Consider the following 25570-nt stretch of genomic DNA (forward strand, 5'->3'; position numbering starts at 1 on the left):
GATGAGTGATCAAGCTTTTGTCCGCACCGAAATGCTCCCTGAAAAGGAGCCGCCGGCGTCGACCGTTGGTATCGTCGGCTGGCTGCGTGAAAACCTGTTCTCGGGCTGGTTCAACTCGATCCTGACCGTCGTGGCGCTGGGGTTTATCTACTATGTGCTCTCTGGGCTGGTGCCGTGGGTTTTCCAATCGGTCTGGAACGCGGACTCGCTGAATGAATGTCGCGAGATCATGACCGAGACCTGGGGCAGCACACATGGGCATGCCTGTTGGGGCGTGGTGAACGAGCGCTGGTTGCAGCTCTTGTACGGGTTCTATCCGGATCATCTCTACTGGCGCGTTAACCTTGCGCTGGTGCTGACGCTGGTTGCCCTGGCGCCGGTGCTGTTCGCGGAGCAAAGCCCACGCCAGCTCTGGTACCTGACTGCGGCCTATCCGTTCCTGATGCCCTGGCTCTTGTGGGGTGGTTCGATCTGGGGGCCGATCATGGTGGCTGCCGGGTTTGCGATCGGCTATCTGGGATACCGCATTCTGGTGCCTGTCGCGGGTGGCCTTGTCGCGATCATCGCGGCGTTTGCCCTACCGATCATCTGGTGGCTGTTCCTTGCGGGCGGCGTGGCCGGTGCCATTGACAGCGTCATCCCGATCGGGATCGAGGCCGTCGAGAGCCGCAAGTTCGGGGGCTTCATGCTGGCCGTGTTGCTCGGGATCGTAGCGATTGGCTGTTCGTTGCCCATCGGCATCGTCCTGGCACTGGGCCGTCAGTCGGACCTGTTCATCGTCAAGACGCTGTGCGTCGGGTTCATCGAGTTCATCCGGGGCGTGCCACTGATCACGCTGTTGTTCGTGGCATCGCTCTTGCTGAACCTGTTCCTGCCGCCGGGCACCAACTTTGACATCATCTTGCGGGTGATGATCATGATGACCCTGTTTGCCGCGGCCTATATGGCCGAGGTGATCCGGGGTGGTCTCGCCGCGCTGCCCAAGGGCCAGTACGAGGGGGCTGACAGTCTTGGTCTCAACTACTGGCAGGCGCAGCGTCTGATCATCATGCCCCAGGCGTTGAAAATCTCGATCCCTGGCATCGTGAGCACGTTTATCGGCATCTTCAAGGATACCACCCTTGTGTCGATCATCGGGCTTTTCGATGTGATCGGTTTGTCCAACGCCATCCGGGCCGATACCGCGTGGAACGGCATCTACTGGGAACTCTTCGCGTTCATCGCGTTCCTGTTCTTCATCGTGTGCTTCTCCATGTCCCGCTATTCCATGTACCTGGAGCGCAAGCTTCATACAGGTCACTAATTAGGAGTTCATGAAATGTCTGAACTTATGACTGACCGCGAGATTGACCGCTCCAAGATGCACGTCTCGGACAATGTCGCGATTGAAATCACCAATATGAACAAGTGGTACGGATCGTTCCACGTTCTGCGCGACATCAACTTGACGGTGAACGAGGGGGAGAGGATCGTGATCGCCGGGCCGTCCGGCTCTGGGAAATCGACCCTGATCCGCTGCATCAACCGTCTGGAAGAGCACCAGCAGGGCAGCATTGTCGTGGATGGGACCGAGTTGACCTCGGACCTGAAAAACATCGACAAGATCCGGTCTGAAGTTGGTATGTGCTTCCAGCACTTCAACCTGTTCCCGCACCTTACCATTCTGGAAAACTGTACGCTGGCCCCGATTTGGGTGCGCAAGACGCCCCGTAAAGAGGCGGAAGAAACGGCAATGCATTTCCTTGAGAAGGTGAAGATCCCCGAACAGGCCGACAAGTATCCCGGCCAGTTGTCCGGTGGTCAGCAGCAGCGTGTGGCCATTGCCCGCTCGCTGTGCATGCGTCCGCGCATTATGCTGTTCGACGAACCGACCTCGGCGCTTGACCCGGAGATGATCAAGGAGGTGCTCGACACCATGATCGAGCTCGCCGAAGAGGGCATGACCATGCTCTGCGTGACGCACGAGATGGGCTTTGCCCGTCAGGTGGCGAACCGCGTGATCTTTATGGACGCGGGTCAGATCGTGGAACAGAACGAGCCGGAAGAGTTCTTCAACAACCCGAAGAGCGACCGGACCAAGCTGTTCCTCAGCCAGATCCTCGGTCACTGATCATATTGAAAATAGAAAGAAAAGGCGGGGTTTTCCCCGCCTTTTTCACGTTCGGACCAATTCACGTGGAATGACGAATTCTTCGACATTGCCGGTGCCAAAGGCAACATCCTGCCAATGGTCTATATTGAAATTGAAGACGGTTGTGGCGCCGGTCGGGTAGTCGAGAAAACGGGGATGAGAAGGCAGCTTTGCAGCCAGTCTTTGCGCGAATTCTCCGTTTCCCGGATTGTGCCCTATCATCATGACCTTGGACCCCTTGGCCTGCTTCAGGACGTGGAGCATTGTAACGGCCTCTGCCAGATAGAGTTCCGGAAAACTCTCGGGTGCCAGATCAAAACCCATCAGGTCAAATGTTTCCAGCGTGCGTTGCGCCGAGGAGGTCAGCACCTGATCCGGTTGCATGTTTTCACCGCGCAACCAGTCCCCCAGAGCCTTGGCAGATTCACGGCCGCGTTTGTTGAGCGGGCGGTCGTGATCGGAAAGCGTTGGCATGCTCCAGCTTGATTTTGCGTGCCGGGTGAGGATGAGCTTAAGGGCCATTGGTTAAGAAAGCCTGCATATGAAGCGCGGATTGTGCCTCTACCCTGCCATAGCCCTGCGAAACGGGGCAAGCGCGGCGGGCCGCGCAGCCCTGCGACATGCAACTGCCCTGACGATTTTGGGTGAGGTATGCGCGACAGGCGTCAACGTCATAAGCGCCGCCGGAAAAGGCGTCTACGGGGCAGGATGTGCGGCAAGGCTGCGCCGTGCAGGTAGTGCAGGGATTGGGCAGAGGGGCTGGCAGGTCAAGCGTTTGCTGGAAGGCCAGCGCGCCGCGGAAGCTTACGAAAAGACCCGCAGTGTCGTGTGCGAGGAGGGATATTGGAGAGGGGTGACACCGCCCGGTGCGCAGGGCCCATTGGTAGAAGGGCTGATAGGGCGGCCCGCCATAGGGGAAAAGGGGATGGGCATTGAAGGCTACGGCAAGGCTTGTGATGACGCGTGAGGACCAGCGGTCGACCGGGTTGGGCGTGCCGTCGAGATACTCGGATTGAGCTGTGAAGGCCTCCCAAAAGCCTGGCTCGCGCGGGCCGAACATCAAGAGCGTGCCAAAGCCGGAGAGATGTTCGTCGTCAGGAGCGGGGTGAAATCCGCCAAGGATTTCAAGATGTTTGGCCCGAGCAGCCTTTTCGATCAAGGCATAGGTCATTTGCGGAAGAACGGCAGGGCAAGGCTCCAGCCAAGTTTGTTGGGGCGTTTGTCCTGCCATTGCAGGCCGATGGTCATGCCCTCATGGCCCTTGGCAGGTTGGGCGATATAGGTGCCGAAAAGGCGATCCCAGATCGACAGGGCAAAGCCGAAATTGCTGTCATGTTCGTGGCGGTGAATCGAATGGTGGACGCGGTGCATGTCCGGCGTAACCAGCACCAGCCGCAGGGCACGATCCAGCGGCAGGGGTAGCTTGATATTGGCGTGGTTGAACATGGCGGTCCCGTTCAGGATGATCTCGAACAGGATGATGGCAAGGGCCGAGGGGCCAAGCAAGTAGACAAGCCCGATCTTGAGCAGCATGGACAGGGCAATCTCGACCGGGTGAAAACGGATGGCGGTGGTCACATCGATGTCGCGATCGGCATGATGGACCCTGTGCAGACGCCAGAGGAACGGGATTTTATGGGTGACAAGGTGCTGAAACCAAATAGCAAAATCAAGGATCAGGATGGCGAGGACAAGTTCGATCGGTCCGGGCAGAGCGATGAGGTTGAAGAGGCCCCAGCCCTGTTGGCCCGCATCCACAGCCGCACCAACGGCAAGAAGCGGCAGGGCCAAAGCCAGCACGCGCAGGGTTACCGTGTCGATGATGGAGAGCGCCCAGTTGGTCAGCCAGCGGTGCCCGCGCGGCTGGGAGCGGGCGCGGCGCGGGGCGAGGGCCTCGATAGTGGCGAAGAGGGCAAACAGGCCGCCAAAGATGGACAGTCGGATCAGGGTTTCATGTTCCATGCAGGGCCTCATGTGCCGGGGATGGCACATGATATATTCCACCCGAAGAATATTTAAACCCCTCGCGTGATCAGTCGCCCCGGATCAGCGACCCTGCACCGTGTTCGGTGAAGAGCTCAAGCAGGCAGGCATTGGGGGCGCGGCCATCAAGAATGACCACGGCGCGTACGCCGCCTTCGATCGCGTCCAGTGCGGTTTCAGTCTTGGGGATCATGCCGCCCGCAATCACACCTTCGGCTGTAAGGTCCCGGATTTGCTGGGCTTTCAGCTCGGTCATGACGTCACCTTCGGCGTTCTTGACCCCTGCGACATCGGTCAGCAGAAGCAGGCGGTCCGCCTTGAGCGCGGCGGCAATCGCACCGGCGGCTGTGTCGCCATTGACGTTGAAAGTTTCCCCGTTGCGGCCCGCGCCAAGCGGGGCAATCACCGGGATCGTGTCATTGGCAAAGAGATCCTTGAGGAATTTCGGGTTCATCTCGGCGGGGGTGCCGACGAATCCGAGATCGGGATTGGTCTGGTCACAGACCATGAGGTTGGCGTCCTTGCCTGAAAGACCCACGGCCTTGCCGCCCTGACCGTTGATGGCCTGAACGATGCGTTTGTTGACGACACCGGAGAGCACCATCTCGACCACCTCGACGGTGGCCGCATCGGTGACACGTTTGCCGTTGACGAATTCCGATTTGATATCAAGGCGTTCCAGCATCGCGTTGATCATCGGGCCGCCGCCATGCACGATTACCGGGTTGACGCCGACCTGCTGCATGAGCACCACGTCGCGGGCAAATTCTTCCATGGCTTCATCGCTGCCCATGGCGTGGCCGCCGAGCTTGATGACGACAATCGCATCCGTGTAGCGCTGCAGGTAGGGCAGGGCCTGGGACAGGGTGCGGGCGGTGGCGATCCAATCGCGGTTCATGTCTTGTTTCTTCATCTCGGCTGACCTCTTTGGAGGAAGTAGTTACCGATTTGCTAAGGTGCTGCCAAGTGCGCGTTGCCGTCGCGGCAGGAGAGCGAGGTGCGAATCGGGTGTAAAGAGTTGGGTTAACAGAGAAAAGGCGCTTCGGTATCGCGTCGGCATCACGTCGGTATTGCGTCGGTATTTTTGCGCAGGGTTTGCGGGTTAAGGCTGCGGACGCATCATTCGCGGAGGGAAGGTGACGGGATGTGTGAAATTTCGGGCGAGAATTTCATCGGACGGGAGGGGGGCGCTGCCCCCGTCGCAGCGCGGCTGCGACTCCCCCGGGGTATTTCCGGAAAAAGAAAGAAGGGGGCTCAGCGCGCGGCGTGGACCTTGCGCAGGGCATATTTCAGGTCGGATTGCAGGGCGTCAAAATCGCGGGCGGCGGTTTCGGTTGCGCGGCCGATCAGAACGTAGTCCCAGCCCGGTTTGCCGTGGACGGGCAGGACCAGCCGGGCAATTTCGCGCAGGCGGCGTTTGGCGCGGTTGCGGGCGACGGCGTTGCCGACCTTTTTCGAGCAGGTGAAGCCGACGCGGATCATGTCGGGCGCAACGTCTTCGTTGTCGCGGCGCGGGCGGGCCTGAAGCATCATGGCCTTGGTGCCCTGTTTGCGGGCCCGGGCGGCGGCGACGAAATCGCGGCGCTTTTTCAGGACCTCCAGACGCGCAGAAACCGCCGGAGGCTTTGTCCCCGGGCTCTGTGAGCCTTGTGCGGGGGCCTCCGGCGGTGTCATCTGCGTCAGAACGTCAGATCGGTGAGCTTATGCGCTCAGCGACTTGCGACCGCGTGCGCGGCGTGCGTTCAGAATCTTGCGGCCTGCTTTGGTGGCCATGCGCGCACGGAAGCCGTGGCGGCGTTTGCGAACCAGGTTCGAGGGTTGATAGGTGCGTTTCATCGCTCCGGTCTCCGTATTATCAGGGCGCCCAGGCGAGGAATCGCGGGCCCATGTGCTATTCGAAGCCCGGTCTATAGGCGGGTGCCGGACTTATGTCAAACGCGAGATGGCGGTTTTGCTACAAAAAAGCAAGCCCAGGGATGCGGGATTGTTACAGTTCGCCGGGTTGGGGCGATTTTCTTCACGAAACCGGGGTTTTGCGATCAAGGAGCCGTGAGTTGACTGTTGTTTCCCGGTTGGTTGGCGCATTTTGAAGCCACAGGTCAAAAGACGGAAAGAAGATGGTTCAGGTGACGGAAACGGACAGAGACGAGAAAACGGGATGGGGACGGCTGGTGCCGTTGCTGGCGATTCTCGCCGTTGCGGTTCTGGGCGCGTTCACGTTGAAGGATGTGTTGAGTTTCGAAAGCCTGAGCCAGCATCGCGAGGCGCTGATTGCGTATCGGGATACGCATTACCTCGGGGCCGTGCTGGTCTTCATGGCGGTTTACGTTGCCATAGTGAGCTTTTCGCTGCCCGGTGCAACGGTGGCGACGCTGACCGGGGGGTTCCTGTTCGGCACTTTCCCCGGTGCTCTGTTCAATGTCGGTGCGGCCACGGTGGGTGCGGTGGTGATCTTTCTGGCTGCGCGCTGGGGGCTGGGTGAGCGGCTGGCAGCGCGGATGGATGCGTCGGAGGGGCGTGTGAAGGCGATCAAGCGGGGCATTGATGAAAACCAGTGGTCGATGCTGTTCCTGATCCGGCTTATGCCGCTGGTGCCTTTTTTCGTGGCGAACCTTGTGCCTGCGCTGGTTGGGGTGTCGCTGTGGCGGTTTGCCCTTTCCACCTTTGTCGGGATCATCCCCGGCGCGCTTGTCTACACGTCGGTGGGGGCGGGGCTGGGCGAGGTTTTTGCCCGCGGAGAGACACCGGACCTTGGGGTGATCTTCGAGCCGCATATCCTGTGGCCGATCCTTGGGCTTTGTGCGCTTGCCGCCCTGCCGATGGTGATCAGGGCCGTGCGTGGCCGGGAGGCGCTTTGATGGAAGAGATCAAGACCGATCTGCTGGTTATCGGGGCCGGGTCCGGGGGGTTGTCCGTGGCGGCGGGGGCCGCGCAGATGGGCGCGCGAGTCGTGCTGCTGGAAGGGCACGAGATGGGCGGGGATTGCCTTAACTGGGGCTGTGTGCCGTCCAAGGCGCTGATTGCGAGCGGTAAGGCGGCGTTTGGGCAGGCGCATGCCCGCGCCTATGGCGTGGCCGATGTGACGCCCCAGGTGGACTATGCGGCGGCCAAGGCCCATGTGGCGGACGTGATTGCGCAGATTGCCCCGGTCGACAGCCAGGAACGCTTTGAAGGGTTCGGTGTGCGGGTGATCCGGGACTATGGCCGTTTCGTTTCACCCAGGGTGGTGGAGGCCGGGGGGCACAGGATCACGGCGCGGCGGGTGGTGATTGCCACCGGGTCGAGCCCGCTGGTGCCGCCGGTGCCGGGGCTGGAGGATGTGCCGTACCTGACCAATGAAACCTTGTTCGAGTTAAAGGAAAAGCCCGACCACCTGTTGATCATCGGCGGTGGGCCGATCGGCATGGAGATGGCGCAGGCGCATGTGCGGCTGGGCTGCAAGGTGACGGTGATCGAAGGGGAACGGGCGCTGGGCAAGGATGACCCGGAAATGGCGGCGTTCGTGCTTGCGGCGCTGAGGGGCGAAGGCGTGGAGATAGCGGAAGGCGCGATGGCGGCGCAGGTGTTGTCGGAGCAGGGCCGGATCACGGTCGAGACCAAGGATGGGCGCAGCTTTACCGGATCGCATCTTTTGATGGCAGTGGGGCGCAAGGCCAATACCGACAGGCTGGACCTTGGGGCGGCGGGGATCGAGACCACCCGGACCGGGATCAAGGTGGACGCCGCGCTGAAGACCACGAACCGGCGGGTTTATGCGATTGGAGATGTTGCGGGGGGCATGCAGTTTACCCATGTGGCCGGGTATCAGGCCGGGGTGATCATCCGGTCGGCGCTGTTTGGGCTGCCGGCCAAGGCGCGGACCGACCATATTCCCTATGCGACCTATACCGACCCGGAGCTTGCGCAGATTGGTCCGACCGAGGCCGAGGCGCGTAGGGTTCATGGAGACCGGTTGACGGTCGCGCGATTCGAGTTCGATCACAACGACCGTCTGATTGCCGAGCGCAAGGCGAAGGGGCTGATCAAGGTGATGGTGGTCAAAGGGCGGCCCGTGGGCGTGTCGATTGCTGGGCCGCAGGCCGGGGAACTGATCAATCTCTGGGCCCTGGCGATTGCCAACAAGCTCAAGATGTCGGCGGTGGCGGCGATGGTGGCGCCCTATCCGACCGTCGGGGAAATCAACAAGCGGGCGGCAGGGGCCTATTTCTCGCCGCAACTGTTTGATAATCCTAAAGTCAAACGGGTGGTCGGGTTGGTACAACGCTGGCTGCCCTGAACCGGGATAGGCAATAGGTCATGCTCAACACGCTTTCAGGCCGTTTCCTGATTCTGACCGTCATCTTCGTGATGCTGGCGGAAGTGCTGATCTTTGTGCCATCCGTGGCGCGGTATCGCGAGGATTACCTGCTGTCGCGGTTGGAGCGGGCGCAGATCGCGTCGCTGGCGCTTTTGGCGGATGACATGATCGACGCCGAGCTTGAGGAAGAACTTCTCAAGAATGCCGAGGTCTATAACGTGGTTCTGCGGCGGGACGAGGTGCGCCAGCTGATGCTGAGCAGCCCGATCCCACGCCCGATTGATGCGACCTATGACATGCGCAATGCCGGAGCCGTCGAGTTGATCCGGGACGCGATGATGCAGCTTTTTCACAGCGAGGACCGGGTGATCCGGGTGATCGGAGCGCCGGTGCGCGAGGCCGGATTGCTGATCGAGATCACCATGGCGACCAGCGGACTGCGCATGGCGATGTTGGATTACGGGGTGCGTATCCTTGTGCTGTCGGCGGTGATTTCGGTGGTGACGGCGTTCCTGTTGTTCCTGGCGGTGCGGGCGATTCTCGTGCGCCCGATCAAGGGTGTGGTCGGGTACATGCAATCCTATGCCGCCGCGCCGGAGGATGCGCGCCGCATCATCCAGCCGACCGCCGGTGTGAGCGAGCTGCGGGAGGCGGAAGAGGCGCTGCAGAGCCTGCAGATCGAGCTGACCGCGGCGCTGAAGCAGAAGGAGCGGCTGGCGCAGCTGGGCGGGGCTGTGGCCAAGGTGAGCCATGACCTGCGCAATATCCTCACGTCGGCGCAGCTATTCACCGACCGGATCGAAACCAGCGAGGACCCGCTGGTGCGCCGCCTTGCGCCCAAGCTGGTGAATTCGATCACCCGCGCGGTGCATCTGTGCGAATCGACTCTGGCCTTTGGCAGGGCCGAGGAGCCGCCCCCCAAGCTGACCCGCCTGCCATTGCTGAATGTCGTGTCGGATGTGTTCGAGGGCGAACGGCTGGCAGTGGGGGAGAATGACTTGAGCTTTGCCGAAGATGTTCCGGCGGGGCTGATGGTGCGCGCCGATGCGGAACAGCTTTACCGCGTGATTTCGAACCTCGTGCGCAATGCGCGTCAGGCAATCGTGGCCACCGGCAAGCCGGGCGAGATCGCCGTGAGCGCGCATGAAGACGACATGGCATGGTTCATCGAAGTGCGCGATACCGGGCCGGGCCTGCCGCCCAAGGCGCAGGAACACCTGTTCCAGCCCTTCCAGGGCGGGATTCGCAAGGGCGGGTCGGGTCTTGGGCTGGCGATCTCGGCCGAACTGGTGCGCGGACACGGCGGAACCCTGACATTGAAGGGCACCGGGGAGGACGGTACGTGCTTTGAAATCTGCCTTCCCAAGGGGGATGTGGCAGATCAATGAATTTTCTTGAATTTTGCCCTTGCATACCCCGGGCGTTGGGACTAAATCCCACTCCACCGCGCTCTGGTAGCTCAGCTGGATAGAGTACTTGACTACGAATCAAGGGGTCGGGGGTTCGAATCCTCCCCAGAGCGCCATTACCTTTCCATTGAATGTCATACGGCCCTGACCCACGTGTCATGACGTGACCCAATTCACGATTTTGTCCGTGTAGTCTGTTCCTGCTGAGCGGCCACGTGGCGCAGGCGGGAAGGAGCGCGGCAATGCTATTTGGCATGGGTGATATGGCCCGCAGGCGCAGCTGATGGAGTTGCCCGATGAGAAGGGCGGCGCTTTCCCTATGACGGCCTGGGGGCTTGCCCTAATCCCCTGATCCAAAGGAAAAGTGCGGCCAGCTACAATCGGGTCCAAATGTTGCCTGAGAATGGTGAGCGGCAACTCGGTCAGAGCGCGGCGAAAGCGGGCTGTGAGCCCGAAGTCGACGTTTTTTCGCTTCGCGTTCCTGACGCTCAAAAAGCTTTGCGGTTGGGTGATGGCCCGCTAACGTGGAGTTACGGACAGGGGAGAAGTCCAATGCAGACAGTCCAAACCGAACGTCACCGCGATTATCTTGGCCCGGTCACGAATACCGACATTTGGGATGAATTTCAGCTGCGGCCAAATGACGTGATTGTTTGCACGCCCCCTAAATGTGGCACGACATGGACGTTGAATATCGTCATGATGCTGATACATGGCAGGGTCGTTCCGGATGCCGGCAACAGAGAAGAAGCACCTTGGCTCGATTGTGGATTTCGCGACCGAAAGGCAATCGCCGCAAAGCAAGCCAGCCTGACGCGTCGGCGCTGCCTCAAAAGCCATACGCCCATGGACGGCATCTCATATGGTTCAGAGCCAACCTATATCGTTGTGTATCGTCATCCGGTCGATGCCCACTTCTCGTTTCGTAGCCACGTTGAGAACATGAAAGATGCTGGCCCTCTTTTAGAGATGTTCCCCGACGATATACGGACAGGTTTCAACAGATTTGTTGAGGGACCACTGACCGATACGGGCACGGATGATCTTACTGTGCACTCCATTATACATCATTACCAGCAGGCCAGAGCGCGTGAGGGCAAGGGGAACGTGCATTTCTTCCATTACGCCGATTTGAGCAAAGACCTGCACGGACAGATTGCGCGGCTTGCTCGAATTTTGGAAATCGATCTGTCACCGGAAACACTGACTGCGCTGACAGAGGCAAATACATTTGCCAGTATGCGCAAGGTAGTCGAAGCCAGCGAAAGACGCTTTCACAAAGATTCGCCCTTCGTGGACCAAGCGAAGTTCTTTGCGTCCGGCACATCCAATAAGTGGGAAGGCCGCCTTAGTGATAATGAATTCGCACGCTACCATGAAAGCTGCGCTTCGCTCCTGTCGCCCGAGCACGCTGCCTGGTTGAACTGGGGGGATCAGCGAGAACCGTGAGGCTGTCGTAATTTGATATGACGCCTCGGTCATACACAAACGCTTAACAGAATCTTCGTCCCGCTCAGCATTGTCATGAGACGGCGCCAGCGAATGGCGGCTTCGTCCACATAACCGCCAATGCTTGTGTCGCGCGCAGCGCTTTGATTTGCGGGACTTTGCCGCCGTTGCGACCCGTCACAACACAAGCCAGCGCCCGACCGTGGGTGGGCGCCGCCGGGACGGGTTATGAGTGCATGGCCCGGGCGCGGTCGCGGAGCTGGAATTTCTGAATCTTGCCGGTCGAGGTCTTGGGCAGGGTTTCGAACAGGACCGCCTTGGGGGCCTTGAACCCCGCGAGGTGGGTGCGGCAGAAGGTGATGATCTCGTCGCCGGTGGCCGCGGCCCCGTCGCGCAGTTCGATGAAGGCACAGGGGACTTCGCCCCATTTCTCGTGTGGCATGGCAACCACGGCGGCGGCTTGCACGGCGTCGTGCCGGTAGAGCACCGCTTCGACTTCGACCGACGAGATGTTCTCGCCGCCCGAAATGATCACGTCCTTGAGGCGGTCGCGGATCTGGACATAGCCGTTTTCATGCTGGACCGCGCCATCACCGGACCAGAACCAGCCGTCTTCGAAAGCCTTCGCCGTGGCCTCGGCGTCTTTGTAGTAGCCCGCCATGACCGTGTTGCCCCGGATGGCGATTTCCCCCTGCGAAGTGCCGTCACGCGGGACGGGCGCGCCTCTGTTGCGGTCGATCACCGTGACCTCTTCGACCATGGGGAAGGCAATGCCCTGCTGGGCCTGCAGTTCGGCCTGTTCCGCCGGGGTGAGGGTGTTCCAGTCCTCCTGCCAGAGGCATTGGGAGATGTGGCCATAGGTTTCCGTCAGGCCATAGACCTGCATGACGTCAAAGCCCATGGAGCGGGTCTTTTCCAGAACCGAAGGCGGCGGTGGCGCCCCGGCGGTCAGGACGCGGATTGCCGGATCGAACGGTGCGGCGTCGCTTTCGGCTTCGGCCAGCATCTGCAACACGATGGGGGCGGCACCGAAATGGGTCACGCCGTGGGTGCGGATGGCCTCCAGGATCAGGTGGGCCGCTGGCGCGCGGGTGAATACCACGGTGGCCCCGAGCATGGCCATCAGCCATGGGTGCCCCCAGCCGTTGCAGTGAAACATGGGCACCACCGACAGGTAGACCGGGTAGGGGGGCACCTGCCACGCGGTCCCGGTGCCGAGCGCCATCAGGTAGGCGCCGCGATGGTGGTAGACGACGCCCTTGGGCCGCCCCGAGGTGCCCGAAGTGTAGTTCAGGGCAATGGCATCCCATTCGTCATCGGGCAGGGCGATGGGCATGGGATTGGCGGCGGTCAGGTCGTCATAGGTCGGACCACCAAGCGGGGCTTCGTCCACCGCGTTCGGATCGACGATTTCAACCACCGGCAGGGTCCGGCCCAGCAGCGCGAATGCCTTTGACAGGAGCGGAGCAAGCTCGCGGTCCACGATCACCAGCTTGGTATCGGCGTGATCCAGGATATAGGCGATAGTGTCCGGTTCCAGCCGGGTATTGAGCGTGTTGAGCACCCCGCCGCAGAGCGGCAGGGCAAAGTGCAGTTCGAAGAGTTCCGGGATGTTCGGGCTGAGCACCGACACGGTGTCGCCCTTTTCGACGCCAAGTCCGGCAAGACCGCTGGCCACCGCGCGGATGCGCCGGGCGGTTTCGCTCCAGCTGCGCCGGATGTCGCCATAGATCACCGCCGTGCGCGGGCCGTGCAGGGCCTCGGCCCGGCGCAGGAAGGACAAGGGCGACAGCGGCACGTGGTTTGCCGGTACTTTGCGAAGGGCTTCGAAGTGTTGGCGCATCCCGGTTCCGCCTGTCTTAGCTGTTGGGCCGCACGCGGGCGGCGGTCTTGTTGGCGAAGGCTTCGAGACGTGCGCGGGCGTCCGGCTGGGTGTTGACGATGCCGCCGACAAACGCCTCGGCATAGGCCGCATCAAGGCCGGACATGTTCTTCATGTGGCTGACCGCCGAACAGATCGCAAAGTTGGTCAGGGGCAGGTTCTGGGCCACCTTGGCGGCGATTTCCATCGCCTTGTCCATGCTGGAACCTTCGACCATGTATTGCGCAAGACCAAGGTCCACGGCCTCTTGTCCCTGATAGACGCGGCCCGTCAGAACCATGTCGATCATGCGGTATTTGCCGATCATGTCCGATACGCGGATCGTTGCGCCACCGCCGGTGAAAATGCCGCGCTGGCCTTCGGGCAGGGCGAAATAGGTGGTGTCGTCCATGACCCGGATATGGGCGGCGCTGGCGAGTTCAAGGCCGCCGCCGACAACCGCACCCTTGAGCGCGGCAATGATCGGCACCCCGCCATATTCCATCTTGTTGAACGCCTCGTGCCAGCGCAGGCAGACATGCATGAAGTCATCGGCACTGCGGTCGGCCTTCCAGTGTTCGACCAGATCGAGACCGGCGCAGAAGTGATCGCCTTCGCCCGCCAGCACGACGGCCTTGACCCCAGCCATGCGCGCGCCGCTGAAAAAGCGGATGAGTTCTTCGATGGTGGCCACGTCGAGCGCGTTGCGTTTGGTCGGGCGGTTGAGGGTCACGACATAGAGGCCGTTTTCGCGGGGCGAAATGGCGAGGGTCTCGTAGGTGTCGGGGTACACGACATCATTCATGGGTCTGGTCCTTTCGGGGCGTTATTCGGGGAAATCCGCGTCAAGCAGGCTGCGGGTGCCATGCAGAATACGGGCCTGTTCGGCGGTACAGTCGGGCAGGATGTTCTGGGCATAGAACAGCGCGGTGGCGATTTTCGAGGTCATGAACGGTGCGTCCTGACCAGCGTCCAGCGCCGCCTGTGCGGCCAGCGCGCCCTTGGCCAGTTTCCACCCTGCGGCCAGCGTGCCGGACAGCATGAGGAAGGGCACGGAGCCTGCAAAGGCCGCGTCGATGTCCTTGCGGCTGGTGTCGAGCAGCCAGTCGAGCGCGGTTTCGAAGGCGGCGCGCGCCTGCGCGAGGCTTGTGCCGATCGCCTGTGCGTCGGCGTTGCCTTGGGCCAGCAGGGCTTCGGTGTCGGCAATCCGGGCGGCGAAGCGGCGGGCGGTGTCGCCGCCGTCGCGCATCACCTTGCGCCCCAAAAGGTCATTGGCCTGAATGGCCGTGGTGCCTTCGTAGATCGGCAGGATACGGGCGTCGCGATAGTGCTGTGCGGCTCCGGTTTCCTCAATGAAGCCCATGCCGCCGTGGACCTGCACGCCCAGCGAGGCGACTTCGACTGCGCGTTCGGTGCAGAAACCCTTGACCAGCGGCACCATGAACTCGGCCAGCGCGGCGGTTTGCGGGTCGTCGCTGTGGTGGGCCATGTCCAGAAGTCCGGCGGTTGCGGCCGCCATGGCGCGCCCGCCTTCGGTGATGCTGCGCATGCGCAGCAACATGCGGCGCACGTCGGGGTGGGAAATGATGGCGACGGCGTCGCGGGCCTCGCCGTTGACGGGGCGGCTTTGAACGCGCTCGCGGGCATAGCCCAGCGCGCGCTGGTAGGCGCGGTCGGACACGGCAATGCCCTGAACCCCGACCGAGAAGCGGGCGGCGTTCATCATGATGAACATGTATTCCAACCCACGGTTTTCCTCGCCGATCAGGAAGCCGGTGGCGTCGTCATAATCGAGTACGGCGGTGGGGCTGGCGCAGACGCCCAGCTTGTGTTCGATGCTCACGCAGTTGACGGTGTTTTCGGCGCCCGGTGTGCCGTCCGGCCCGACCATTTTTTGCGGAACGATGAACAGGCTCAGCCCCTTGGGCCCGGCGGGGGCGTCGGGGGTGCGCGCCAGCACGAGATGGATGATATTCTCGGTCAGGTCATGCGCGCCGTAGGTGATGAAGATCTTGGTGCCCGAGATGCCATAAGTGCCGTCGTCGCGCTGCGTCGCCTTGGTTTTCACGAGGCCCAGATCGCTGCCCGCCTGCGGTTCGGTCAGGTTCATGGTGCCCGACCAGCGCCCGGAAATCAGCGGTTCGAGGTAGGTGGCCTTTTGTTCGTCAGAACCGGTCAGAAGCAGGGCTTCGATGGCCCCGTCGGTCAACAGCGGGCAAAGGCCGAAGCTGGTGTCGGCAGCATTCAGGATCTCGACCGCCGCCGCACCGGCTGCGCGCGGCAGGCCGATGCCGCCATATTCAACCGGATGGGTCAGGGCCTGCCAGCCCATTTCGACAAACTGTGCATAGGCCTCTGCATTGGCCTCGGGCAGGATCACGCGGCCTGCTTCGAACCGGGCGCCCGCGATGTCCCCGGCACGGGACAGGGGGGCAACCTGTTCGCTGCAGAACTGGGCAAAGCCTTCGAGTGCGGCCCCGATGTCGGGCAGATCGTGATCGGCATAGGCCGGGAGCGTGGAGACCTGATCCCAGTGGGAGAGGTGCTCGATACAAAACATCAGATCTTTTACGGGGGGCTGGTAGGACATGCCGGGCTCTTTCGTCATACTATGGGTTTACGTCATCTAGCGACCGTATGGCTTGCCGATAAGCTCATTTCTTGCCAAAATTGTATCCGATCGCGCCAAACCGAGGATAACATGACCCGTCAGGACCCCGTCTCTTTGACCACCGTATCGGCGGGGTTCATCCAGGATTGGCTGGACGCGCTGAAACTGCGCTGCGCGCCGGAAGAAATGGAGGCGCTGTTGAAGCGGTCGGGGTTGCAGACGGGTCCGATGACCCCGAACCAGCGTGTGACGATGAACGAGATCGCGCGTCTTTACCAGCTTGCCGCGCCCGAGACGGGGGACGAGATGATGGGGCTTTGGAGCCGTCCCGTCCGCCCGCGCGCGTTGCAGCATCTCGTGACCGTGCAGCGCGAGGCGAGCAGCCTGACATCGGCGCTGTATCGTTTCTCGACATACTGGAACCTGATCCTGGACGATGTGCATCTTGAATTGCGCAGCGCTGCGGGCGAAGTGGAGTTGGCGATGATCCCCTGTGCCGAGGTGACGCGGCCACAGCGTTTCGGGCACGTTCTTCTGCTGAAACTGGCGCATGGGTTGTTGTCATGGCTCGGGGGCGCGGAAACACCTGTGAAGGCGGTGAGATTCGCCTTTGCGCGCCCGGATTATTATGCCGATTACGCGGTGATGTTTCCCTGTCCGGTGGGGTTTGGCGCCCCGAGCACGAGCATCCTTTTTGACCCGGAGCAGTTCACCCGCCCCATCACGCGCAGCCCCGCCGAGGCGGCCGAGTTCCTTGATCGGGCGCCGCTTGACTGGCTGTTCACGGGATCGCGGGCCCATACCAACAGCCTTCGTGTTCGTGCTTTTCTTTATGGGGCCGACTGGGAGAGCTGCAGCCTTGCCGAGGCGGCGGAAGCGTTGAAAATGACGCCCCGGACGCTGAACCGGCGGTTGAACGAGGAAGGGACATCGTTTCAGGATATCAAGGACGCGCTGCGCCGGGACATCGCGATCCGGGCGTTGCAGAGCGGTGCGGAGAGCATCGAACAGATCGCCTTTGACACCGGGTTTTCGGCCCCGGCCAATTTCCACCGCGCCTTTCGCAAATGGACAAACCGCACGCCGGGGTCATATCGGGTGTAGGGCGGGGGGCTGACCGATCCATTTTTGATTGACTCGCTGACGTCACGAAACTATCGGTCGGTCAGCTCTCAGCAGAGGGCATGATTTGGAGTTTGCGCGGATGAATTGGCTTCATCTTCTCAATGCCGGACAGATCGAACCCGCGTAGTCCTGCGCGGCCTTGACGCCGGTGATCAACGCTCCCATCCTTTCCTAAATCTTACACGAGGTTTGTTCGAATGCCTGCAGAACAACCGCTTTCTGAATCCATCTACGGCATTGACCGTTGGAGCAAAGGCCTTTTGACCGTGTTGCCGAACGGGGATGTCGCCCTGTGCGATCCGGCCAATCCCGAGGCCCCGGCGGTCAGCCTGCCGGCGATCCTGCAGGACCTGCAACAGAGTGGTATTGCCAGCCCGCTCGTGCTGCGGGTCAAAAGCTTTCTCGAGGCGGAAATCCGTCATCTCAACGAAAGCTTTGCCAAGGCGATTGAAAAGACGGGCTATCGCGCGCCGTATCGTGGGGTTTTCCCGATCAAGGTGAACCAGCAGTCACAGGTGGTGGACCGGATCGTCGAGTTCGGGCGGCAGTACCATTACGGGCTTGAGGCCGGGTCGAAACCGGAACTTGTTATCGCGCTGGCCCATCGTCTGTCCAGGGAAGCGCTGATCATCTGCAATGGCGTCAAGGACGCGGAATTCGTCCGGCTGGCGATCCTGTCCCGGCGGCTGGGATTCAACACGGTTATCGTGCTGGAAAGCCCCAAGGAGGCCGAAATCGTCATCGAGGTGGCGCAGGAGCTGGGCATGGACCCGCTTTTGGGGGTTCGGGTCAAGCTGACCAACCAGATCAGCGGCAAATGGACCAGCAGTTCGGGCGACCGGTCGGCCTTTGGCATGAACACCGATCAGTTGCTTCGGGTGGTAGACCGGTTGCGGGACAAGGGGCTGTTGCATTGTCTGAAGTTGCAGCATTCGCACCTTGGCAGCCAGGTGCCGGACGTGAACGACGTGCGCCGCGCCGCGATCGAAGCCTGCCGGTATTTTTCGGAGCTCACCCGCGAGGGGGTTCCGCTGACTCATCTGGACTTGGGCGGCGGGCTTGGCGTGGATTACACCGGCGAAAAGCGGGCCTCGGACAATTCGATCAACTATTCCATGGAGGAATACTGCGCCAACGTCGTCGAGACAGTGGCCTATGAGATGGACGAAGCGGGGATCGAGCATCCGGTGCTGGTGACGGAAAGCGGGCGGGCGGTTTCGGCGACGTCGTCCATGCTGATCTTTGATGTGCTGGAGAGCACCCTTTATGACGCGCCGGACGCGCCGGAGGTCGAGCCGGATGACCATCACCTGATGGCCGATCTGGCAGCGATTTCGGGTTATCTTGTGCCGGAGCGGGTTCAGGAATGCTGGAACGATGCGCTTTTCTATCGCGATGAGCTGCGGGCCATGTTCCGGCGCGGCCATGTGGAACTGCGCCAGATGGCGCGGGCCGAGCGGATCTACCTGCACCTCATGGCGCGGATCAAGGACATCGCGCGCGAAGGTGAGCACGGCGCGGATCTGGACATGGAGCTGAAGAAAATCGCGGATGTGTATCACTGCAATTTCTCGCTGTTCCAGTCCTTGCCGGATGTCTGGGCAATCGACCAGTTGCACCCGATCGCACCGCTTCAGATGCTGGATCAGGTCCCGGACCGGCGCGCGGTTCTGTCCGACATAACCTGTGACAGTGACGGCAAGATGGACCAGTTCATCCTGAGTGGCGGCATTTCTCCGTCCCTGCCGGTGCATACGCTGCCCGAGGATCAACCCTATTACCTTGGGGTGTTCTTTGTCGGTGCCTACCAGGAGACGCTGGGCGATCTGCACAACCTTTTTGGCGACACCAACGTGGTGACGATCGACCTGCGTGCGGATGGCGGGTTCGACCTGTTGCACGAACAGGAAGGCGACACGATTGCCGAGGTGCTGTCTTACGTCGAGTTCGACCCGGCGGCCTGTATCGCGTCGTTCCGCAGGATGGTGGATGAGGCGATTTCGGCCGGGCAACTGACGGCGAAGGATCGCAAGACTTTGATCGGGGCCTATCGGGACTCGATGAATGGATACACGTATTTCGAATAACCACGAGGAGACACCCATGGGAAAGACGCTTGTTGTTGGTGCCGGTGGCGTGAGCCACGCAGCAGTGCACAAGATGGCCATGAACGCGGATATCTTTACGGAGATCACGCTGGCCAGCCGGACCAAGGCCAAATGTGACGCCATCGCCGCCAGCGTGAAAGAGCGGGTGGGCGTGGAGATCAAGACCGCCGCGCTGGACGCTTATAACGTGGCCGACACGGTGGCGCTGATCAAGGAAACCGGGGCCGAGATTCTCGTGAACCTGGCGTTGCCCTATCAGGACCTCGTGCTGATGGATGCCTGCCTTGAGGCGGGCTGTCATTACCTTGATACCGCGAACTATGAGCCCGAGGATGTGGCCAAGTTCGAATACCACTGGCAATGGGCCTATCAGGACAAGTTCAAGGAGGCGGGTCTGACCGCGATCCTCGGGTCGGGCTTTGATCCGGGCGTGACCTCGGTGTTTGCCAAGTGGCTCAAGAAACACAAGCTTGATACGATCCGCCAGATCGACGTGCTGGATGCCAATGGCGGTTCGAACGATCAGGAGTTTGCCACCAACTTCAACCCGGAAATCAACCTTCGCGAGGTTCTGGCCGAGGTGCGTCACTGGGAAGGGGGCGAATGGAAAACCAGCCCGGCGATGACCACCAAGGTCGAGTTCGACTTCCCGGCGATCGGGCCGAAGAACATGTACCTGATGTATCACGAGGAACTGGAATCGCTGTCGACCCATTTCCCCGAGATCGAGCGTGCCCGCTTCTGGATGACCTTTGGTGATGCCTATATCATGCACGCCAAGGTGCTGGAAAATGTCGGCATGACCCGGATTGATCCGGTGATGCATGACGGCAAGGAAATCATCCCGATCCAGTTTCTGAAAACCCTGCTGCCCGATCCAGGCGATCTGGGTGCTGAAACCAAGGGCAAGGCCTGCATCGGCGACATCGCCACGGGTCAGGCCAAGGACGGCTCGGGCGAGAAGACCTACTATATCTACAACATCTGCGACCACGAGGAATGTTATGCCGAGGTTGGTTCGCAGGCGGTCAGCTATACCACCGGCGTCCCCGCCATGATCGGCGCGGCGCAGGTGCTCAAGGGCAACTGGGTGGAACCCGGTGTCTGGAACATGGAACAGCTCGACCCGGACGATTTCATGGACATGCTGAATGCCCATGGTCTGCCCTGGCAGGTGCACGAACTCGACGGTCCGGTCGAGTTCTAAAACATCGCCCGGCGGCAACGCCGGGCAGCGCCCGACCCGCCACGTTTTGCCGAAGGCAAACCTTCGGTTTGACGGGCGGGCGCTACGCTTCCGCCCCGGTTCGGGCGCTGCCCTCGTCACTTGGAGCACACCCAATGTCTGACATGATGCAAACCCAGGCCGGAGACGCCGGCGCCTTTCGCAACTTTGACCTCTCTCGTGTACCCGCGCCCTGTTTCGTGGTCGACGAGGTGGCCGTGGAGCGTAATCTTGCCATCCTCAGGGATGTCTCCGACCGTTCGGGCGCCCACGTGTTGAGCGCACTCAAGGCGTTTTCCATGTTTGCCCTTGCCCCGCTTGTGCGTCAGTACCTTGGCGGCACCTGTGCATCGGGCATTTACGAGGCGCGGTTGGGGCGTGAGGAATACGGTGGCGAGGTCGCCACCTTTTGCGCTGGCTACAAGGACGCCGATATCGACGAGATCCTGTCGCTGTCGGATCACATCATCTTCAACAGCCCCGCGCAGAAGGATCGTTTCCTTGACAAGGCACGGGCGGCGGGTGTGCAGGTCGGGCTGCGCATCAACCCCGAGCATTCCGAGGGCGAGATTCCGAAATATGACCCCTGCGCGCCGTGTTCGCGCCTTGGCACCCCGGTCAGCCTGCTGACCCCCGAGGTGCTGGCGGGTGTCGACGGGCTGCACATGCATACGCTTTGTGAACAGGGGTTCGAACCCTTGCAGCGCACATGGGAGGCGGTCGCGCCCAAGCTTGCCCCCTATCTTGCGGACCTGAAATGGCTGAACTTCGGGGGTGGCCACCACATTACCCGTGACGATTATGACCGCGAGGCGCTGATCACCTTCCTGCGGGGTATCCGGGAGTCCCATGGCGTTGATGTCTATCTCGAACCGGGCGAGGCGGTGGCGCTGGATGCCGGTATCCTTGTCGGTGAAATCCTTGACCTGCCTGTGAACGGCATGTCCCTTGCCATCACGGATATTTCGGCGACCTGCCACATGCCGGACGTGATCGAGGCCCCCTACCGCCCGGCGCTGATGGGGGAAGCCGAAACGGGGACGACCTATCGACTGGGGGGGCCGTCCTGCCTCGCCGGGGACGTGATCGGGGACTACACCTGGGAGCGGCCGCTCGAGATCGGACAGCGGTTCGCCTTTCTCGATCAGGCGCATTATTCGATGGTCAAGACCAATACGTTCAACGGTGTACCTCTGCCGACGATTGCCCTTTGGAACAGCGACACGGATGCGCTGAGGATCGTCAGGCAATTCGGATACCAAGACTTCAAAGAAAGACTGTCATGAGCATTTTCCTCGAGAGCGAACTTACCGAACACGAGCGCGGCGCAGACGCCTTGTTCCACGTCATTCCGGTGCCGCTGGAACGCACGGTGTCTTATGGGGCGGGCACGCGGGAGGGGCCGGCGGCCATACTCGAAGCCTCCAATGAGCTGGAGCGTGAGTGCAAGGGCAAGGTGCCCTGCGCCGAGGGGATCTACACCCATGCACCGGTCGATTGCGAAGGCCCGCTGCCCGAAGTGATGGCCCGGATCGCGGCCAAGACCGAAGCCGTGGCGCAGGCGGGCAAGATACCGGTGACGCTGGGTGGAGAGCATTCGCTGAGCTACGGGGCGGTGACGGGCGTGGCGCGCGCGCTGGGGCAGCCGATCGGGTTGGTTCAGATCGATGCCCATGCGGACCTGCGGGTCGCCTATCAGGGCAATAGGCATTCACATGCCTCGGTGATGCACCTTCTGGCCGAAGAGGGCGTTCGGCTTGCACAGTTCGGCGTGCGCGCGCTGTGCCAGCAGGAGATCGACAGCCGGGTCGCCAACAAGGTTTTTTACGTCGACGCCGAAGAGCTTGTGACAGGCAATATTCATGCGGTCGACCTGCCCGAGGATTTCCCGGAGTTGGTCTATGTCAGTTTCGATGTCGACGGGCTGGATCCGAGCCAGATGCCCGCGACGGGCACGCCGGTGCCCGGGGGGCTGAACTTCTATCAGTCGGTGCAACTCGTCGAGGCCGCGCTCAGGGGGCGGCGTTGTGTCGGGATCGACGTGGTAGAACTTGCGCCGAATGGCCAGACCGCATGGGATTTTACCGCGGCCCAGATCACCTATCGGCTGATGGCGGCCTGCTGCGCCTAGCGGCCGTGTCTGCCCGCGCGCCGGGATTACTTGGCTGGGGCCGGAAAGGGCGCGCCTCGGGGGGGCATGCTTTCCGGCCGCAGATTTGACGGGGTTTCGGAAAACCGGGTCTCCGCCTGTATCCCCGGATGTCTGCTTGTCAGGACCACAGCACGCCTGAGGACCGGATCACCCATGTCCAGTCCTGCTATTGCACGACGGCATTCGTCCATTCCTTGATGAAAACGCTTCTCTTGAGGCGATCCAGATAGGTCATCAGAGCCGGTTCCAGACTGATGACCGACGGGTTTGCCCCGGCAGGGTTCAGTTCCAGAGGCGGCAGCGGAAAGTTCCCGCCGGAGGGCGCCGCAGTTTGAACCTTGATCATGTATCGCAAGAAGTCGCTTGCCGCACCGGGATGCGGCGCGTGCCGAGAAACGAAGCCAGTGCGCATCATCGTCGTGGGGAAGTCAGAAGGCCGAATGATCTCGAAACGATTGTCGCTCTTCTGACGCGAGACAGCGTAGCTTCCCAGTACATTGTACGCCACCAGCAGGTCGCCCGAAGCGACGTGATCGATCATATCACCCGAACAGCAATACAGTTTCGCATCAAGGCTTCCCATCACCTCCATGAGCCGCCAGAAAGTCTCCGAAGCGCGCGCGTCCTGAGTGGCAAAAAGATAACCGAGGCCGGATTGGCGTATGTCATAGGTGCCCAGCTTGCCGCGAAAGGTCTCGGGAGCCGCGCGCAGCACCTGGATCAGCTCTTGTCGGGTTCGGGGTATGGGCTTGTCGGCAAAGGCATTGCGGTTGACGACGATTGTCGCGGGTTCCGAGGTAAAGGCGAACAAGCGTTGCCGCCATTGGGCCCAATCAGGAAGGTCAACACCGCCAACCTCAAGCGCGAACCCGTCATTGACCAACTTCAATTGCAGGTCCATGGCGCTTGAAATGACAATGTCGAATGTGTCCGGCGCGGCCTGGAACCGTCCCGTGATCTCGGCGGTGCCGGTCACGAAGTATTCGACGGACCACGTGGGGTTCTCGGCCAGAAACCCGGAAATGATCGGGGCAAAGAACACGGTATCCGTGCTGGACAGGATGCGCAGTGTCTGAGTTGGCGCGGTCCCCTTGAAAACTTGGCGATCCTCCCAGTCCTGCGCAGCTGACAGAACCGGCAACAGGCAAAGGATCAAAGCGAAAAAGTTGCGCATGCGCCGCCTCCGGGTAGGTTTGACAGGGTGAGTGTGCCGCCATGGGCCTCTGCCACGTCCTGGGCGATGGTGAGTCCCAACCCCGAGCCAATGATCCCCCTGGCGTTATCCCCCCGCGAGAACCGGGTCGTCAGATCGTCGATTTCATCGGGCGGAAATCCCGGTCCCTGATCACGAATTTCAATGCGTGGTTTCGGATGCGCCATCACCTGGATCGCGATCTCGCTTTCCGGTGGGGAGTATTTCAGCGCGTTGTCGATCAGGTTGCGGAGTGCATTTTGCAGCAGAATGGCATCCCCCGTCGCAACCACGCTGTCAACGCCCGTGACATGCAAATTGATGTCCTTCATTTGAGCCACTGGGGTCATGCGGATCACCAGTTCGCGAACCATCTCCAGCAGATCGACCTGCTCTCGTTCCAAATGGTCGGCCCGGAAGGTGATCATCGCGTGATCCAGCAACTGCCCCGCCGCGCGCGAGCTTTCGTCGATTGCCCGGATCATCGCGCGTAGCGCCATCCGGTTTTCATCCCGATCCACCCGTTGAAGCGTGGCTTCGGCATGGGACCGGACCGTTGCCAGAGGGGTGCGCACCCGATGGGCGGCCTCGGCGATGAAGTCCTCGGACTGTTTGAGAGATGTATCAAGCCGCCCCATCAATCGGTTGAGCGAGGCAACCAGCGGGGCCATCTCGTTTGGAACCGGGCCTGCGACCGGGCTCAGATCATCCGGGCCGCGCCGCGTGATCGAGTTGGCCAGACGGCGCAGGGGGCGGATTGTTGTCGATGTGGCCCAGAAACTCAGAACCACGGTGAGCAGAAAGAACCCGGCCCCGAAGATCACGACGTTTCGGGAAATCCGGTTCAGCGTTACGGCCAGGGCTTCCTGCGTTTGGGCGATGGAAACAGACACGATCGTTCGCGTGTCTGCCCCGATCAGCGTCCTTGCCGCCGTGGCCATGCGTATCGCCGTGCCGTCCAAATCAACCGTTCGATGCACCGTTGCCGCGCCTGAGACCGCGGTTGGTTCGGGAAGGATGTCATAGCCCGAAAGCAGTCCGTCGTCCTGATAGATTGCATAGAACACCCGATCATCCGCATCCGTGCTGAGCATGGACAGGGATGCATATGGAAAGTCGACCTCGACGGCACCTTCGCGCAGAATTGCCGCGTCAAGGATCGAGCTGACCGAGGCCGCCAGAATGCTGTCCTGCCCCTGCTGGGCAATCTGCGCCACGTAGCCCCGGATCACGACGAAGACCAAAACGGTCAGCACTGCGGCGCCGCCGATCAGGGTCAGCGTCAAACGGGTGCGGAGCGACCCCGAGACGTTGACAGTGTCACTCATGATCCAGCCTGTAACCAAGACCGCGCAGCGTGGTTATCCGCAACGACGCGTGTTCAAGATGCCTGCGAAGTCGACCGATATAGACCTCGATCGCGTTTTCCGAGACATCCTCATCATAGGAAAACAGCCGGTCGAACAGTTTGTGCTTGGGGAAGATTTGTCCCGGCGCATTGATCAGAAGCTCCAGCAGGCGCAGTTCGCGGTTGCGCAGGGTTATGGCCTTGCCATCTACGGTCAAGCTGCCTGCCACGGGATCAAAGCGCACATTGCCAAGTTCGATCACCCCTTGCCCGGTGCCTGCCTTGCGCCGCAGAACCGCCCGGCACCTGGCCTGCAGTTCCTCGTGATCGAAGGGTTTGGTGACATAGTCGTCAGCCCCGAGATCAAGCATGCTGATTCTGTCAGAGACCTGTGACCGGGCGGTCAGAACGATGACCGGCGTGTCCTTGCGCCCGTCGCGATGCTGTTTGAGAAAGCTGCGCCCGTCCCCATCGGGCAGCATGATATCCAGCAGGATCAGATCGTAGTCCCCGGTTTCCGAAAAGGCGAAGGCATCCTGAATTCTGTCAGCATGATCAACAACATGCCCATCCATGCGCATGCGTGCGCAGATCGCATTTGCCAGCTCTGCATTATCTTCGACCAAGAGAAACTTCATCGGCTTTGGGCACCTTGGTTCAGCGTGACAGGTCCATGTCA

General features: G+C 61.2%; 23 protein-coding genes and 1 tRNA gene. 12 read left to right on the top strand and 12 right to left on the bottom strand.

Annotation, left to right across the window (positions count from 1 at the left end):
- Position 1: 1 nt before the first annotated feature.
- Entirely contained in the window at positions 2–1303 is a 1302-nt protein-coding gene (locus tag BMZ35_RS14185) for an amino acid ABC transporter permease (RefSeq protein WP_093094528.1), read from the top strand.
- 15 nt (positions 1304–1318) lie between these two features.
- On the top strand, positions 1319–2110 hold the full coding sequence (locus BMZ35_RS14190) for an amino acid ABC transporter ATP-binding protein (protein WP_093094529.1): 792 nt from the start codon (positions 1319–1321) through the stop codon (positions 2108–2110).
- A gap of 45 nt (positions 2111–2155) precedes the next feature.
- Here BMZ35_RS14190 and BMZ35_RS14195 read toward each other — a convergent pair whose 3' ends face one another.
- The 6 genes from BMZ35_RS14195 to rpmH all read right to left on the bottom strand — a co-directional run bounded on the left by BMZ35_RS14195 (position 2156) and on the right by rpmH (position 5950).
- A complete protein-coding gene (locus BMZ35_RS14195) occupies positions 2156–2653 on the bottom strand; it encodes a SixA phosphatase family protein (protein ID WP_093094530.1) in 498 nt (165 codons plus the stop codon).
- Positions 2643–3302: a ferredoxin gene (locus BMZ35_RS14200; protein WP_093094531.1), complete on the bottom strand. Its 660-nt coding sequence runs from the start codon at positions 3300–3302 to the stop codon at positions 2643–2645. The genes BMZ35_RS14195 and BMZ35_RS14200 overlap by 11 nt, the downstream gene beginning before the upstream one ends.
- Entirely contained in the window at positions 3299–4093 is a 795-nt protein-coding gene (locus BMZ35_RS14205; RefSeq protein WP_093094532.1) for a sterol desaturase family protein, read from the bottom strand. Before BMZ35_RS14205 ends, BMZ35_RS14200 begins: the two co-directional genes overlap by 4 nt.
- A gap of 70 nt (positions 4094–4163) precedes the next feature.
- On the bottom strand, positions 4164–5027 hold the full coding sequence (argB, locus tag BMZ35_RS14210) for an acetylglutamate kinase (RefSeq protein ID WP_093094533.1): 864 nt from the start codon (positions 5025–5027) through the stop codon (positions 4164–4166).
- A gap of 341 nt (positions 5028–5368) precedes the next feature.
- Positions 5369–5788: a ribonuclease P protein component gene (gene rnpA, locus BMZ35_RS14215; RefSeq protein WP_093094534.1), complete on the bottom strand. Its 420-nt coding sequence runs from the start codon at positions 5786–5788 to the stop codon at positions 5369–5371.
- A 27-nt stretch (positions 5789–5815) separates the two neighbouring features.
- Positions 5816–5950: a 50S ribosomal protein L34 gene (gene rpmH / locus BMZ35_RS14220; protein ID WP_005980833.1), complete on the bottom strand. Its 135-nt coding sequence runs from the start codon at positions 5948–5950 to the stop codon at positions 5816–5818.
- A gap of 281 nt (positions 5951–6231) precedes the next feature.
- On the opposite strand from rpmH, the gene BMZ35_RS14225 reads away from it, so the two are divergent.
- From BMZ35_RS14225 to BMZ35_RS14245, 5 genes are all read left to right on the top strand, one after another.
- Complete coding sequence (locus BMZ35_RS14225) at positions 6232–6972, top strand: TVP38/TMEM64 family protein (RefSeq protein WP_093094535.1); 741 nt, start codon at positions 6232–6234, stop codon at positions 6970–6972.
- A complete protein-coding gene (locus tag BMZ35_RS14230; RefSeq protein ID WP_093094536.1) occupies positions 6972–8390 on the top strand; it encodes a dihydrolipoyl dehydrogenase family protein in 1419 nt (472 codons plus the stop codon). The genes BMZ35_RS14225 and BMZ35_RS14230 overlap by 1 nt, the downstream gene beginning before the upstream one ends.
- Positions 8391–8410: 20 nt before the next feature.
- On the top strand, positions 8411–9799 hold the full coding sequence (locus BMZ35_RS14235; protein WP_093094537.1) for a sensor histidine kinase: 1389 nt from the start codon (positions 8411–8413) through the stop codon (positions 9797–9799).
- 60 nt (positions 9800–9859) lie between these two features.
- Positions 9860–9936: transfer RNA gene (locus BMZ35_RS14240), tRNA-Arg, on the top strand.
- A 436-nt stretch (positions 9937–10372) separates the two neighbouring features.
- Positions 10373–11269, top strand: a complete 897-nt coding sequence (locus tag BMZ35_RS14245) for a sulfotransferase domain-containing protein (RefSeq protein ID WP_165610092.1) — start codon at positions 10373–10375, stop codon at positions 11267–11269.
- A gap of 226 nt (positions 11270–11495) precedes the next feature.
- On the opposite strand, the gene BMZ35_RS14250 is transcribed toward BMZ35_RS14245, so the two are convergent.
- Genes BMZ35_RS14250 through BMZ35_RS14260 form a run of 3 tightly spaced genes read right to left on the bottom strand, consistent with a single transcriptional unit; the run spans position 11496 to position 15738 of the window.
- A complete protein-coding gene (locus BMZ35_RS14250; protein WP_093094539.1) occupies positions 11496–13112 on the bottom strand; it encodes an AMP-binding protein in 1617 nt (538 codons plus the stop codon).
- A gap of 16 nt (positions 13113–13128) precedes the next feature.
- The gene (gene dmdD / locus BMZ35_RS14255) at positions 13129–13935 is read right to left on the bottom strand and encodes a methylthioacryloyl-CoA hydratase (protein WP_093094540.1); all 807 of its coding nucleotides are present in this window, start codon (positions 13933–13935) and stop codon (positions 13129–13131) included.
- Positions 13936–13956: 21 nt separating this feature from the next.
- Positions 13957–15738, bottom strand: coding sequence for an acyl-CoA dehydrogenase family protein (locus tag BMZ35_RS14260; RefSeq protein WP_278247153.1), 1782 nt, complete (start codon positions 15736–15738; stop codon positions 13957–13959).
- A gap of 93 nt (positions 15739–15831) precedes the next feature.
- On the opposite strand from BMZ35_RS14260, the gene BMZ35_RS14265 reads away from it, so the two are divergent.
- The 5 genes from BMZ35_RS14265 to speB all read left to right on the top strand — a co-directional run bounded on the left by BMZ35_RS14265 (position 15832) and on the right by speB (position 22330).
- Positions 15832–16845, top strand: coding sequence for an AraC family transcriptional regulator (locus BMZ35_RS14265; RefSeq protein ID WP_093094541.1), 1014 nt, complete (start codon positions 15832–15834; stop codon positions 16843–16845).
- A gap of 218 nt (positions 16846–17063) precedes the next feature.
- Entirely contained in the window at positions 17064–18953 is a 1890-nt protein-coding gene (speA, locus tag BMZ35_RS14270; protein WP_093094542.1) for a biosynthetic arginine decarboxylase, read from the top strand.
- Between the two features lie 16 nt (positions 18954–18969).
- Positions 18970–20181 carry a saccharopine dehydrogenase family protein gene (locus BMZ35_RS14275; protein ID WP_093094543.1) on the top strand — a complete coding sequence of 404 codons (1212 nt, stop codon included), beginning with the start codon at positions 18970–18972 and terminating at the stop codon, positions 20179–20181.
- A gap of 134 nt (positions 20182–20315) precedes the next feature.
- Positions 20316–21485 carry a carboxynorspermidine decarboxylase gene (locus tag BMZ35_RS14280; RefSeq protein ID WP_093094544.1) on the top strand — a complete coding sequence of 390 codons (1170 nt, stop codon included), beginning with the start codon at positions 20316–20318 and terminating at the stop codon, positions 21483–21485.
- Positions 21482–22330 carry an agmatinase gene (gene speB, locus BMZ35_RS14285; protein ID WP_093094545.1) on the top strand — a complete coding sequence of 283 codons (849 nt, stop codon included), beginning with the start codon at positions 21482–21484 and terminating at the stop codon, positions 22328–22330. Before BMZ35_RS14280 ends, speB begins: the two co-directional genes overlap by 4 nt.
- Positions 22331–22517: 187 nt before the next feature.
- On the opposite strand, the gene BMZ35_RS14290 is transcribed toward speB, so the two are convergent.
- Genes BMZ35_RS14290 through BMZ35_RS14300 form a run of 3 tightly spaced genes read right to left on the bottom strand, consistent with a single transcriptional unit; the run spans position 22518 to position 25529 of the window.
- Positions 22518–23525, bottom strand: coding sequence for an ABC transporter substrate-binding protein (locus BMZ35_RS14290; RefSeq protein WP_093094546.1), 1008 nt, complete (start codon positions 23523–23525; stop codon positions 22518–22520).
- Positions 23504–24871, bottom strand: a complete 1368-nt coding sequence (locus tag BMZ35_RS14295) for a sensor histidine kinase (RefSeq protein ID WP_093094547.1) — start codon at positions 24869–24871, stop codon at positions 23504–23506. Before BMZ35_RS14295 ends, BMZ35_RS14290 begins: the two co-directional genes overlap by 22 nt.
- Complete coding sequence (locus BMZ35_RS14300) at positions 24864–25529, bottom strand: response regulator transcription factor (RefSeq protein ID WP_093094548.1); 666 nt, start codon at positions 25527–25529, stop codon at positions 24864–24866. Before BMZ35_RS14300 ends, BMZ35_RS14295 begins: the two co-directional genes overlap by 8 nt.
- Between the last annotated feature and the right edge of the window lie 41 nt (positions 25530–25570).

It is taken from the genome of Shimia aestuarii (assembly GCF_900114635.1).
GTDB lineage: Bacteria > Pseudomonadota > Alphaproteobacteria > Rhodobacterales > Rhodobacteraceae > Shimia > Shimia aestuarii.